The following is a 12,156-nucleotide window of genomic DNA, read 5'->3' as shown; positions in this document are numbered from 1 at the left end:
GTCAGGAGTCAGGAGTCCGAGTAGTCGTACTTCATGCCGATGCCCAGCGTGCTCTGGGACGGCAGGAGTCCGGTGGCCACGATGTCGAGGACCGGAGGGAGGAGCAGGTCTGTGAGCCGGGCCGCCTCCTGACCGCTCAGCGCGGACCACGGGGCGGCGGCCAGTTCGTCGGTCAGCTTCTCGACGGCGGTGCGCACCGCCATGCCCGCTTCGGTGGCCGTGCCGTCTTCGGACAGGAGGTTCCGGGCGGCGAGGCGGCCGTGGGCCCGGTGCCATTCACCGGCGGACCACTGGCGGCTGTCGAAGGCCTCGGCCGGCGCGGCTCCTGCTCCGGCGTGCAGGACCAGCGACTCGATCGGGTCGAGGTGGTGGGCCTGGAGGGCGACGAGGTGGCCGTCCCCGCGGTGCTCGCGCAGGATCGTGGCCGCGTGCCACAGCACCGCGTGCGGGGCCTCGGGCCAGGGCAGGGCCGCGTTGGCCGCGGCCAGCGGGCGCCCGGCGGTGACGGCGGCCTCCGCCGCGCGGCGGGCGAGCCCTGCCGCTTCGGCGACCTCGGGGGAAGCGGTGCGCTCCCCGAGCGCGGCCCGCAGGGACCGGTCGGTGGCCGCCGCACGGGCCTCCAGGACCCGGGCCGGCGGGGCGGCCCGCCAGGACCGGTCGGCGTACCGCCGGACCATGCTCGGGCTGAAGCTGTAGAAGAGGGCGTTCACGAGCTCCGCTTCCACCGGCCCGAGCGGAGCGGACCGGAAGGCGAAGTACATCGGCCACCGGTCGTCGGTGGCGTATCCGAGGGCGCCCGCCTCCTGGTAGGACTCCGGCGCGAAGTAGACGAGGGCGTGGACGGGTTCCAGCAGTTGCCACAGCTGCCGGACCGTACCCAGGTCGTGTGCTCCGTCGTACGTCATCTCGCGTTCCCCCAGGCTCGGTTGGTGCAACGGAACCGACGGGCGCCAGCCTAGGTCAACGACGGCGGACGGGGTGGCCGAAAGCAGGTTCGAAGCGTGACATAACGTGCCGTCCATGGATCAGGAGCACATGGCCGGGGCGAGCGGGAGCGGCAACGGGGCGGGCAGGCGGCGGTTCCTCGCGATCGCGACGGGGGCGGCCACGGTGGCCGGGCTGGGGGCGGCCGTATCCGGCTGCGCGGGCGCGGACGGCAACGCCGCGCTGAAGGGCGAGGACCGGCAGGACGCGTCGGGCACCCCCGGTGGGAAGTCCTCACCCACCGCGCCGCACGGCTTCGACGTGAAGGCCGAGAACGCCCGCCCCGGCAACGCCGACTGGCCGGTGACCAAGGCCGGCCCGGACCGCGCCGTCGAGGGGTTCGCGGACAAGGTCAGCGTGCTGCCCGGCGAGTCGTTCGGGCTGTACGTGTCGACGACGGCGCCCCGGTTCACCGTCTCCGCCTACCGGATGGGCTGGTACGGCGGGGCCCGGGCCCGGCTGGTGTGGCGTTCCGAGGCGCTCCCTGGCGTGCGACAGCCGGAGCACACCGTGGACTCCGGGACCCGCATGGTCCGCACGCGGTGGGCCCGCACCACCACGGTCGAGACGAAGGACTGGCCGGAGGGCAGCTACCTGCTGCGGCTCGACGCGCAGGGCGGCGAGGGGCAGCGCTTCGTACCGGTGACGATCCGGTCGGCGTCGACGGCCGGCCGTACGGTCGTGGTCAACGCCGTGGCCACCTGGCAGGCCTACAACAAGTGGGGCGGCTACAGCAGCTACGACGGCCCCAGCGGCGGCTACGGCACGCGCTCCCTCGCGGTGACCTTCGACCGGCCGTACGACTACGACGACGGCGCCGGACTGTTCCTGGTGTACGAGGCCCCGCTGATCGCGCTCGCGGAGCGGCTCGGCATCCCCCTCGCCTACGCGACCACCAGCGACGTGGCACGGGAGAAGCGGCTGCTGGAGGGGGCGTCGGCGGTCCTCTCCCTCGGCCACGACGAGTACTGGTCGCCGGAACAGCGGGCGCACATAACGGCCGCGCGCGACGCGGGCACCAACCTCGCGGTCCTGGGCGCGAACTGCTGTTTCCGCCGGATCCGCCTCGAAGCCTCCGACCTCGGTCCTGACCGTACGGTGGTCTGCTACAAGTCCTCCTACGACCAGGATCCGGCGATCAAACGCGGCCACCCGGCGACGGTCGACTTCCGCTCGCCGCCCGGCGCGGACCCGGAGAGCTCGCTGCTCGGCGTGATCTACGACGGCTACCCGGTGGACGCCCCGTACGTGGTGACGAACCCCGGCCACTGGCTGTTCGAGGGCACCGGCGCGAAGGCGGGCGACCGCTTCGCGCACCTGGTCGGGGTGGAGTACGACAAGGTGAACACCGGGTTCACGACGCCCCGGCCGATCGAGATACTGGCGCACTCCCCCGTGGTGTGCGACGGCCGCCCGAGCCACCAGGACACGGCGTACTACACGACGACGAGCGGGGCGGGGGTCTTCGCGAGCGGAACGATGCGGTGGGTGGAGGCCCTGGACGCGGCGGGCGACGGCCGCAGCGGCCGCAACCACGGCCTCGACGCCCGCTCCGGCGCACTGACGACCCGCGTGACGGAGAACCTCCTACGCGTCTTCGCGGCGGGCCCGGCGGGCCGGACGCATCCGGCGCAGGACAACGTCAGGGCCGTGTACGGGGGTTGATGACGCCGGGGGCCAGTCGGGGGCCCGGAGTCGGGGGCGGAGAGTCGGAGGCCCGGGGGCGGAGGTCATGAACCTCGGACCTCCGACCTCGGACGCCCGACCTCCGACGCCCGACTCCGAAACCCGTTGGACTCGCCCCGAACGACCACTTACGATCGCGATCACGGCATCGCGTGTCGGTCACCGACCGGGTGAGGCATGGAGGTGCCCGTGACGTGCCTTTCGGAGGCATTCACCCATGTCGGTCGAACTGAACCACACGATCATCCACTCCCGTGACAACCGGGAGTCCGCCGAATTCCTGGCGCACGTCCTCGACCTGAAGGTCGGGACGGAGTGGGGACCCTTCATCCCCGTCGAAACCGCCAACGGCGTCACCCTGGACTTCGCGACCATCCCGGCCGGGTCCATCACCGTGCAGCACTACGCGTTCCTCGTCTCCGAGGAGGAGTTCAGCGCGGCGTTCGAGAAGATCCGGTCGGCGGGGATCCCGTACTTCGCCGATCCGCACGGCAGGTTCCCCGGCGAGATCAACCACAACGACGGGGGCCGCGGGGTCTACTTCACGGATCCGAGCGGGCACGGGATGGAGATCATCAGCCGCCCGTACGGCTACCAGGAGGACACGACCGAGTAGGCAACACCCCTGGGGATGAGTATCCGCACTCATCCCCAGGGGCCGTCGGTCCCACAAACTGGGTGTGTCACCGCAGGTCAGCCACCGACAGGGAGCCACCCGCCATGTCCGCCCCGAACTCCACCCCCACCCCCGTGTACTCCGCCGCGTACGCCGCCCTGTACGCCCCCGCACCCGCCGCCGCGCCCGCGCCCGCGCCGACGAACAGGGCGCTCGTGGTGGCGGCCGCGCTGCTGTGGGGCATCACGTGTTCCGCGCTCTCCCTCATCGCGTTCTTCGTGCTGATGATCGCCGTCTGGAGCGCCTCCTCCGGGGCGGACGTGACCGCACTGCTGCTCTGGCCGGTGGTCGTGCTCGCCGGGGCGGGCGGACTCCTCACCCTGCTGTACTTCGCCCCCGGCGTCCGACGCCTGTCGCGCGAGGCCCGCTTCACCCTGCTGGGCGCCCTGGCCTGCCCCGCCCCGATCGCACTGGCGCTCTACGTGATGTCCGCGTAGCCACCGCGCAGTCGGCGACCTGCGGCAGGCGACCGACGCCCGCGCCCGCGGATCACGGACACGGGCGGTCGGGCATGATGCCCGGGTGAGCATCATCGTGGAGTTCTTCATGGCGCCGAGCGACGCGTCCGCGGCTTCGGTTCTCAAGACCGGGCCGGGACGTGCCGGGTCGCTCTCCTTCGGCAACTTCGATCCCGAAGGGGCCGTGGTCGAGTGGGAATGCCTCCTCGCGGGCGGCGGTTTCGAGGACCTCGTCGAGGCAGGCGAGCCTCGCATCGTCGCCGAGCAGGACAACGACGAGCGCGTCGTCCTCGCGGTCTCGCCCCGTCTGTCCGCCGCACTCGCCGACGCCGAAGAGTCCGAGTTGCGGGACGCCGCCGTCTCGTGGGCCGCGCAGCGCGCCGCTGACGGTGAGGCCATCGACACCGGCATCGCCGAAGTGATCCTGAGCGACCTGGCCGCACTCGCCGGCAGCGCCCGACGCGAGGGCCAGGACGTCTACTGCCGGGTCGCGTAGACGCTCACGTGCGCAGTCGGCCCACGAAGGCCGCCGCCCGCTCCGGGTCTTCCTCGAGCCATCGACCGAGCCGCTCCTGAACGGCCTCCCTGACGCAGACCCGCACGCTGGAGTTGACCAACACGTTGCGCGCGGCGCCCTCGAACTCGGGATGGTCCAGCTTCACCGACACGACGGCCGTCATCCCCTCCCCGATCGGATCGACCCCGGATTCCGGGGCGGTCGCGGCCGGCAGGAGCCGTTCCCGGGCATGGGCGTCGATCGCCTCCGCCACTCCTTCGCGAAAGCCCCGCTCGTGGGTTCCGCCCGCGGTCGGACGGCTGTTGGCGAAGCCCAGGATCCGTCCCTCATGGGAGCCGCACCAGCGGAAGGCCACGTCCACCGTTCCCTCCATCCGCGGGTCCTCGTACTCGAAACCGAAGGTGTCCTCGGACGCGGGAGCCCCGCGGTCGTCGAGGAAGTCGACGAAGTCCCGCGCCCCGCCCTCGAACCGGAACCGCTGTGAGCGGGGCTCGCCCGGGTGACGTCGGTCGGTCAGCGAGATCTCCAGACCCCGGTTCAGCAGGGCCAGTTCCCGGAACCGTTCGGCCAGCGTCTCGAACGAGAACTCCACGGTTTCGAACACCTCGGCGTCGGGCCAAAAGCCGATCGTGGTCCCCCTTCCGGCGGTCTTCCCGGCCTCGGTGAGCGGGGTGACGGCCACACCACGCGCATACTCCTGCACCCAACGGACCCCCTCGCACCGCACCTCGGCCCTCATGCGGCCCGACAGGGCGTTGACGACGGACAGCTCCGCTCCGAGGATTCCGAGCATCACGTCGTGACGGCCACCGGACCTCCCCCGGAACTTCATCTGCGTCAGAAGGACTTCAAGGCCCGGGCCGGAACCGGGGCCGTCGGCACCCTCCCCTCCATCGACGGGAATGCCCGGCCCGTCGTCGGTGACGGTCACGCCTCCGTCAACGGTGAGGACGACTTCGACGGAGCCGGCTCGACCGGCCGAGACCTCGTTCACCGCCCGGTCGGCGACCCCGAACACCATTTGACGCAGGCCGCGTTCACCGGTCGAGCCGATGTACATCCCGGGCCGTTTCCGAACGGCCTCCCACCCCTCCAGCACCTTGATGTGACTGGCGTCGTAGCTGTTGGTTTCCTCGCGCACCATGTCCCCCTTCGGCGGTGTCCAGCAGACCCCCGCAGCCTAGGCGAATCTCCGAAAAACGCCAGGTCAGACCCCATGCGTCGATGTCTCGAACGGGTGCGTGAGCCCCTGCCGGGACATGGTCGCCCCGGGCAGCTTCACCACCCCGGCCGGGACGCGGCCCGCCCCCGCCAGAGCCGCGTACGACCCCGTTCCGGACTCCCCCGAGGCCCCTGATTTCCAGCCTCGGCACAGGTGAGCGCACCCCACACCGACCGAGCCCCTGTCGAGCGGCGGTGCGCCGGATGCGCAGGGGCCGTCCAGGCCGCCTCCATGGCCGGCAGTGGGCCGTCAGCCTCCGTCCACGAGGGCAAGAGCGGGGTGGACGGCCAGGGAGTCGGACTTGGCGATGAGCGCGCGGAGTTCGCGAGCACTTCGACGTGAGAGGGCTCGCATCACCGCCTCGAGGAGCCGTCTACCTTCGAGCGGATTGCCGCAGCAGTACCAGTGCACGCTGCCCCATGTGCAGAAATCCCGGTCCGCGCTCTCCGGGCTGCGGACGAACTTCTTCCAGCGTTCGAGGGCGAGAGCGACATCTGCCGTGCTCAGATCGTTCCGCGTGTATTCGAGCCGGAGTATCTCGCCCATCGCCCGCGCGGACAGTCCGTCGATGGAGGGGGTCGGGCGCCGGACGTGCCGGTTCCTGCGTGGGGCAGGTAGCACCTGCCGCGGCCGTCTACGCGGCACAGGCCGTTCGGGAGTTCGTCATGCCGTACAGGCTGGCACCATCTCGAACGGGGCGCACGGACTTTTCTCCGACGGCAAGAGTCCGTGCCCTTCCTCCCACCCGACCCGGCTCGTTCGACGGCCGTCGCGCCTCGGCGATCAGCCGCGCACGTGCAGCCCGAATCCCGTGCGGCCGGCGGGTTCCAGTCCTTCCTTCAGGTGCAGCGAGGGGATCTCGTAGTCGCCGAAGTTCTGCCGCCGGAACGCGATGGGCTCGGTCGACTCCAGCGTGAGCAGGCGCTGCTCCCAGGCCTTGGCGACGTCCGGGTACTCCTCCGCGGTCATCCGGTCCGTGCCGTACAGCACGAAGGGCGGCAGCACCTCGATGCCCGGGTAGTAGAGGATGCCGTGTTGGATCGGGAACAGCAGGTCGTCGATGGGGCCGTTGATCCCGCGGGCGGCGTAGTGCGCTTCCGGGCCGCCGGTGGTCACGGACAGGAGGGCCCGCTTGCCCGCCAGCGTGCCTTCGCCGAAGCGCTCGCCGTACTTGGTGTCGCTGTGCTCGCCGACGCCGTACGCGAAGCGGTAGGTGAACACCCGGTCCACCCAGCCCTTGAGGATCGCGGGCATCGAGTACCACCACAGCGGGAACTGGAAGATGATCGTGTCCGCCCACAGCAGCTTCTCCTGCTCGGCGAGGACGTCCGGGGTGAGCGTCCCGGCGTCGAAGGCCCGGCCCGAGTCCAGAGCGACCTTCAGCGGGCTCGACGCGTGGTCGCCGTAGTCCGCGGCGTCCACGACCGCCTTCCAGTTCATCGCGTACAGGTCGCTCACCCGCACCTCGTGCCCGGCGGCCTCCAATGTGGACACCGCGAGGTCCTTCAGCGAGCTGTTGAGCGACCTCGACTCCGGGTGGGCGTGGACGATCAGCGTCTTCATGGGAACTCCTTCGGATCGGATGCCTGCCTCCGATCCTGGCCGCGACAGCGCTCCGCGTTCAGGGACGCTTCGTCCGTAGGACGGGACTTCCTGGTAATGGCAGGGCCACCTTCGCCGGTTCCGCCGAAGCCATACTGGGAGCATGGACGATCTTGCGAGCTTCCTGCGCACCCGGCGTTCCCGGGTCGACCCGGCAGGCGTCGGCATACCCGTCGACAGCCGCCGCCGGGTCTCGGGACTGCGCCGCGAAGAGGTCGCGCACCTGTCGGGGGTCAGTGTCGACTACTACGTGCGCCTGGAGCAGGGCCGCGCGACCCAGCCCTCCGAACAGGTCCTCGACGCGCTCGCCCGCGTCCTCGGTCTGGACGAGACCGAACGCGGACACCTCGACCGGCTCGCCCGGCAGCCCCGCCGCCGCGCGAAGGAGCCGAGCGGGCGGCTTCGGCCGGAGCTGCTGCGCGTACTGGACCTGGTCACCGGCGCACCCGCGATGATCATGAACCACCGGCTGGACGTGCTCGCCGGGAACCACCTCGCCGGGCTCCTCTTCGGTCGGCCGATGCCGGGCCTGAACATTTCCCGGCACCTCTTCCTCGAAGAGGCCGAACGCGGCCTGTACGCGGACTGGGACAGCTGCACCCTCGACGTGGTGGGGCACCTGCGCCTGGCCGCCGGCACGTACCCGGAGGACCCGCGCCTGGCCTCGCTCATCGGCGAGTTGGCGATGGGCAGCGAGCGGTTCCGCCGCCTGTGGGCCCGCGCGGACGTGCGCGCCCGTACGCATGGGCTCAAGGCGTACCGCCACCCGCTGGTCGGACTCCTCGAACTGCACCAGGAGAACTTCGCGCTCCCGGACGCATCGGGCACGGAACTGCTGGTGCTGTCCGCGGCCCCCGGCTCTCCCGCCGAGGACGGCCTGCGGCTGCTCGCGAGCCTGGGCGAGCGCGAGGCCCAGCCCGAGCCCCACCCGGAGCCCCAGCCCGAGCCCGGACGGCCGCCACGCGCCGCGCCCCACAGCGGACTCTCACATCCTCGTTCCGACGGACTTCCGGGCCAGATCAGCGACGTGCGTCGCTGAAACGGCATCAAGACGTCCTCCCGACCGTCGCCCGCGTCTGTTGCCGGTGCCGTGCCGGTGCCGGTTCACCCCACGGACGCGGGGAGAACCGACAACGGTCGGAGTGCCGGCCGCGGCTCGCGTCAGGTGACGCAGTAGACGATGGCCCGAGCCGTCCCCTCCACGTTGGAAGAGGTGTTCCGGAACGAGACGGTCCAGCTGCTGGTTCCGGACCGGCTGCTCGAAGAGGGGAAGATCAATGACGAGCTGGCGCTGAACCCGCCGGACACTGCCCGTTGCGTACCGGGACACACGGCGATGCTGGTGTTGGTCCCGCCGTTGTCACCGACTGTCACAACAGGCCCGAGCACCTCAGTGATCGCCCCCAACCCGCCGGACCCGGCGGGCCCGGTCGCACCTGTCACTCCAGTCGCGCCTGTCGCCCCGGTGGCACCGGTGGCACCCGTGGCGCCTGTCGCCCCGGTGGCACCCGTTGCACCTGTCGCGCCTGTCGCTCCGGTGGCACCTGTCGCGCCGGTAGCTCCCGTGCTACCTGTCGCACCAGTGACTCCGGTCGCGCCGGTGGCGCCGGTTACGCCAGTTGCCCCGATGTTGCCGGTTACGCCCGTCGGCCCCGTAGCTCCGGTCGCCCCGGTGTCGCCGGTGCTACCTGTTGCCCCAGCGACTCCGGTCGGGCCGACGGCCCCGGTCGCGCCAGTCGCCCCGGTGTCGCCGGTTGCCCCAGCCGCCCCGGTGTCGCCGGTTGCCCCAGTCGCCCCGGTGTCGCCGGTTGCCCCAGTCGCCCCGGTGTCGCCGGTTACGCCAGTCGCCCCCGTGGCTCCGGTCTCACCGGTGGCCCCGGTTACACCAGTTGCCCCGGTGTTGCCGGTTGCGCCCGTCGCCCCCCTGGCTCCGGTCGCCCCGGTGTCACCAGTTGCTCCCGTGTCACCAGTTGCCCCAGTAGCCCCGGTGTCACCAGTTGCCCCGGTCGCACCGATGTAGCCAGTTACGCCTGTAGCCCCGGTTGTGCCCGTCGGCCCTGTAGCCCCGGTCACACCGGTGGCTCCGGTGGCTCCGGTCGCCCCAGTGTCACCAGTTGCTCCCGTGTCACCAGTTGCTCCCGTGTCACCAGTTGCACCCGTGTCACCAGTTGCCCCAGTAGCCCCCCTCGCGCCTGCTACTCCAGTCGCACCCGTGGCTCCAGTGCCGCCTGTTGCTCCAGTCGCCCCGGTGTCGCCGGTTACGCCACTCGCTCCCGTGGCTCCGGTGTCGCCCGTTGCCCCAGCAGCTCCGGTCTCGCCAGTCGCCCCGGTCGCCCCCGTCACTCCGGATACTCCAGTTGCGCCAGTGGCTCCAGAGCCGCCTGTTGCTCCAGTCGCCCCGGTGTCGCCAGTTACGCCGGTCGCCCCGGTATCGCCAATTGCTCCGGTAGCTCCGATTGCGCCCGTCGGCCCGGTGGTTCCCGTTGCTCCGGTGGCGCCTGTTGCGCCCGTCGCCCCGGTGTCACCGGTTACCCCGGCAGTGCCCGAGGGGCCGGTGGGACCCGTGGCCCCGGTGGCCCCTGTAGGGCCCGCATCTCCCGTGGCGCCCGTGTTGCCGATTGCTCCGGCAGCTCCCGTGGGGCCGATCTGGCCGGCAGAACCGGAAGCACCGGTCGCGCCCGTGGGACCCGTGGGACCCGTGGCTCCGGTGGAGCCAGTGGAGCCCGTCTCACCTGTGGGACCGGTGGGACCCGTGGCGCCGCCGTCACCCGTTGCGCCGGTCGGGCCCTCCGGGCCGACGGAGCCGCTGTCGCCGTGTGGGCCCGTCGCGCCGGTGTCGCCCGTTGGTCCCGTCGGACCGGCGGGACCCGTTGGCCCGACAGGACCCGTGGCGCCTGCGGGGCCCACCGCGCCGGAGGGGCCCATCGGACCGGTCTCACCCGCCGGCCCCCTGGGGCCCGTGGCGCCGACCGAACCGGTCGGGCCCTGCGGGCCCGTGGGCCCGGTGCCGTCGGGGCAACGGCCCTGATCGCCGCGAGGCGCAGGGCCTCGGGGCTTCTCGTGGGGTCGCGAGGGCTTCGCCCCCGGTTTGCAGTCACCGCCGCCCAGCACATCGGCGGTACCCCCGTACGCGCCCGCCTGTGGAGCCGCAACCGCAGGCGGCCCCGCCATCCCGACACACACGAGGGCGAGTGCGGCGGCGGCCCCGGCGCCCAGCCACTTCTGCCGCCGCGGGAGTGGACCAAGACGCACTGCGCGCCTTCCGTTCATCCACCTACTCCTTGCCAACCGGAAACGAAGGAACGATCAGGACCGACAGCATGATCGAACTCTGACGCATTTTCGGATCAAACCAGGGCATTTCCCGAATATCGTGTGGTGCTATCAGCGGATTGGCTCTACGCCGACCTCGAACGGCACCGGCTCCTCCAGGGCGGGCTGCGCGATCGCATGGGCAGGCCGCACATGGGGGCCGACACCTGGCAACGTCGCCGCCGTCGGCCGGAAGGGCGCCATCGGGCCTCACTGCCGGCAGAAGCTCTCGGCGGAAGGCCTGCAGCCACGATCACGCCGCTCAGGCGGGAACCCGCGTGAGCGGTACGCGTCCACGTCTCGGGCCTCCCTGCGTTCAAGTCCGCCCCACGCAGGTCCGCGTGGTCGAACCAGGAGCCGGTCAGGTCAGCCCCGCCGAGGTCGGCGCCGCAGGTCGGCCAACCGTGGGTCAGCTGCCGTCGTCGGCCGGGGAGGTCCGCCATCGCCCCTCGACCTCGGCCGTCGGGAGCCTTGGCGAGGGTGCGCCTGAGGTCTGCAGGTCCGCCTCCCGAACAGCGGCTACTGGATGCTCCTGAGATGCGGATGCCCCGGGTCGACGGGGCAGGCGAAGACGTTCAGCTTGCCCCAACGGCCCACCGTGACCCGGGTGGGCTCGCTGTCCTTTCCGATGGCCGGATCCCGTTCCTCCAGCGGCATCCAGCTGCCGCTTCCGCCGTCCCACTCCTTGCTGTCGATGGTCAGCAGCAGCTCCATCGGGGCCGAGCAGGCCGGGCAGTCCACGGCGGACGCGTCGGTCAGGTTCCACGACGCGTAGCCCCCGGCGCGCCAGCCGGGCGGGATGGACAAGTCGAACTGGTAGGTCGGCCAGTCCCATTCCTCCGCCTCTGCTTCCTCGGCCTCCTCTTCGAGGGCCTCTTCCCTGGCGTCGATCCGGGCGCACAGCTCTTCGGGCAGCAGCCCCGCGAAGGGGTACGTGACCACTTGCTCGGGGTGCAGCACGCACGGCTCGGGTACGTAGCCCTCGAAACCCACGACCTCCGGCACGGGCGGCTGCGCCATCGTCTCGACGACCTCCCACGAGCGGCGCCAGCGCAGGTCCAGCAGCATTCCGGTCCGGTTGTCGCCGTGCGCGTCGAAGGGGCACCAGAACACCTGGAGCAGATCGTGGTCCTCCGGGCCGGCGAGCAGGTCGGGTACGTCCCGGCGGTACAGCTGGGCCACGGCGATCATCGGGAGCGGGTCCGTCTCCCCGTTCTCCCCCTCCACCCGGTGCGTGCGCCTGAGCTCCTCCAGGAGTCGCCTCTCCTCGTCCGTGGGGCCGGAGTCCGGGTTCCGGGCCCACGCGTCGGTCAACAGCCGACGCTCTCGGCGGATGTCCGCGGGGCGTCGGCCGCGCCCGTGGGGATGCGGATCGGTGCACACCGGCCACGGCTCGTCCGCAGGCCAGAGCATCGGCCCGCCCACGGAGCTCACCGACGCGTCGGGGCTGCCCGGCCGCGGGTGCAGCCGGGTGGTGGTGCCGCGGTGGGCGGCGAGCGCGGGGAAGAGCCCCTCGACGTCGAGCGGGCGCGGTGGCGTGGTCCTCGTCATGATCCCGAACCCTACGACCGCAGTCGCCCCGGTCCTCGCCCGGCCGTAGCGCCGGAGCCGTATGCCTCCGGGAAGCCGTAGGGGTAGGGGGCTACTGCGGCGTCTTCAGGAACGCCCGCTCCCGTTCTTGATCCACCGCCACCTTTTG

At 71.6% G+C, this 12,156-nt stretch carries 11 protein-coding genes; 5 read left to right on the top strand and 6 right to left on the bottom strand.

The features are described 5' to 3' along the window. Positions 1–8: 8 nt before the first annotated feature. On the bottom strand, positions 9–905 hold the full coding sequence (locus tag ACFYYJ_RS05620; RefSeq protein WP_389128783.1) for a hypothetical protein: 897 nt from the start codon (positions 903–905) through the stop codon (positions 9–11). A gap of 115 nt (positions 906–1,020) precedes the next feature. Here ACFYYJ_RS05620 and ACFYYJ_RS05615 point away from each other — a divergent pair, with 115 nt between their 5' ends. From ACFYYJ_RS05615 to ACFYYJ_RS05600, 4 genes are all read left to right on the top strand, one after another. Beyond that, a complete protein-coding gene (locus ACFYYJ_RS05615; protein ID WP_389128780.1) occupies positions 1,021–2,649 on the top strand; it encodes a N,N-dimethylformamidase beta subunit family domain-containing protein in 1,629 nt (542 codons plus the stop codon). Between the two features lie 238 nt (positions 2,650–2,887). Next, positions 2,888–3,286: a VOC family protein gene (locus ACFYYJ_RS05610; RefSeq protein WP_389128777.1), complete on the top strand. Its 399-nt coding sequence runs from the start codon at positions 2,888–2,890 to the stop codon at positions 3,284–3,286. A 104-nt stretch (positions 3,287–3,390) separates the two neighbouring features. Beyond that, the gene (locus ACFYYJ_RS05605; protein WP_389128775.1) at positions 3,391–3,783 is read left to right on the top strand and encodes a hypothetical protein; all 393 of its coding nucleotides are present in this window, start codon (positions 3,391–3,393) and stop codon (positions 3,781–3,783) included. A gap of 85 nt (positions 3,784–3,868) precedes the next feature. After that, positions 3,869–4,300, top strand: coding sequence for a hypothetical protein (locus ACFYYJ_RS05600; protein ID WP_389128773.1), 432 nt, complete (start codon positions 3,869–3,871; stop codon positions 4,298–4,300). Positions 4,301–4,304: 4 nt separating this feature from the next. On the opposite strand, the gene ACFYYJ_RS05595 is transcribed toward ACFYYJ_RS05600, so the two are convergent. The 3 genes from ACFYYJ_RS05595 to ACFYYJ_RS05585 form a co-directional block, all read right to left on the bottom strand. Further along, complete coding sequence (locus ACFYYJ_RS05595) at positions 4,305–5,465, bottom strand: ATP-binding protein (protein ID WP_389128770.1); 1,161 nt, start codon at positions 5,463–5,465, stop codon at positions 4,305–4,307. Between the two features lie 327 nt (positions 5,466–5,792). Further along, on the bottom strand, positions 5,793–6,089 hold the full coding sequence (locus tag ACFYYJ_RS05590; protein WP_389128767.1) for a hypothetical protein: 297 nt from the start codon (positions 6,087–6,089) through the stop codon (positions 5,793–5,795). A gap of 237 nt (positions 6,090–6,326) precedes the next feature. Beyond that, the gene (locus ACFYYJ_RS05585) at positions 6,327–7,106 is read right to left on the bottom strand and encodes an NAD(P)H-dependent oxidoreductase (protein WP_385365785.1); all 780 of its coding nucleotides are present in this window, start codon (positions 7,104–7,106) and stop codon (positions 6,327–6,329) included. A gap of 142 nt (positions 7,107–7,248) precedes the next feature. On the opposite strand from ACFYYJ_RS05585, the gene ACFYYJ_RS05580 reads away from it, so the two are divergent. Next, positions 7,249–8,184, top strand: a complete 936-nt coding sequence (locus tag ACFYYJ_RS05580) for a helix-turn-helix transcriptional regulator (RefSeq protein ID WP_389128763.1) — start codon at positions 7,249–7,251, stop codon at positions 8,182–8,184. A gap of 2,359 nt (positions 8,185–10,543) precedes the next feature. Here the strand turns inward: ACFYYJ_RS05580 and ACFYYJ_RS05575 are convergent. Beyond that, positions 10,544–10,900, bottom strand: coding sequence for a pentapeptide repeat-containing protein (locus ACFYYJ_RS05575; protein WP_389128760.1), 357 nt, complete (start codon positions 10,898–10,900; stop codon positions 10,544–10,546). Between the two features lie 76 nt (positions 10,901–10,976). Continuing rightward, positions 10,977–12,008 carry a hypothetical protein gene (locus tag ACFYYJ_RS05570; protein WP_389128758.1) on the bottom strand — a complete coding sequence of 344 codons (1,032 nt, stop codon included), beginning with the start codon at positions 12,006–12,008 and terminating at the stop codon, positions 10,977–10,979. Between the last annotated feature and the right edge of the window lie 148 nt (positions 12,009–12,156).

It is taken from the genome of Streptomyces sp. NPDC002467 (genome assembly GCF_042889825.1).
Classification (GTDB): Bacteria; Actinomycetota; Actinomycetes; order Streptomycetales; family Streptomycetaceae; genus Streptomyces.
Note: the sequence above shows the minus strand (reverse complement) of the source record. Positions and strands in the feature narration are given on the sequence as shown.

Excerpts from the sequence above, each read along its gene's own strand:
- ACFYYJ_RS05620 (WP_389128783.1), bottom strand. The coding sequence starts at position 905 with ATGACGTACGACGGAGCACACGACCTGGGTACGGTCCGGCAGCTGTGG.
- ACFYYJ_RS05615 (WP_389128780.1), top strand. The coding sequence starts at position 1,021 with ATGGATCAGGAGCACATGGCCGGGGCGAGCGGGAGCGGCAACGGGGCG.
- ACFYYJ_RS05585 (WP_385365785.1), bottom strand. The coding sequence starts at position 7,106 with ATGAAGACGCTGATCGTCCACGCCCACCCGGAGTCGAGGTCGCTCAAC.
- ACFYYJ_RS05595 (WP_389128770.1), bottom strand. The coding sequence starts at position 5,465 with ATGGTGCGCGAGGAAACCAACAGCTACGACGCCAGTCACATCAAGGTG.
- ACFYYJ_RS05570 (WP_389128758.1), bottom strand. The coding sequence starts at position 12,008 with ATGACGAGGACCACGCCACCGCGCCCGCTCGACGTCGAGGGGCTCTTC.
- ACFYYJ_RS05605 (WP_389128775.1), top strand. The coding sequence starts at position 3,391 with ATGTCCGCCCCGAACTCCACCCCCACCCCCGTGTACTCCGCCGCGTAC.
- ACFYYJ_RS05575 (WP_389128760.1), bottom strand. The coding sequence starts at position 10,900 with ATGGCGGACCTCCCCGGCCGACGACGGCAGCTGACCCACGGTTGGCCG.
- ACFYYJ_RS05610 (WP_389128777.1), top strand. The coding sequence starts at position 2,888 with ATGTCGGTCGAACTGAACCACACGATCATCCACTCCCGTGACAACCGG.
- ACFYYJ_RS05590 (WP_389128767.1), bottom strand. The coding sequence starts at position 6,089 with ATGGGCGAGATACTCCGGCTCGAATACACGCGGAACGATCTGAGCACG.
- ACFYYJ_RS05580 (WP_389128763.1), top strand. The coding sequence starts at position 7,249 with ATGGACGATCTTGCGAGCTTCCTGCGCACCCGGCGTTCCCGGGTCGAC.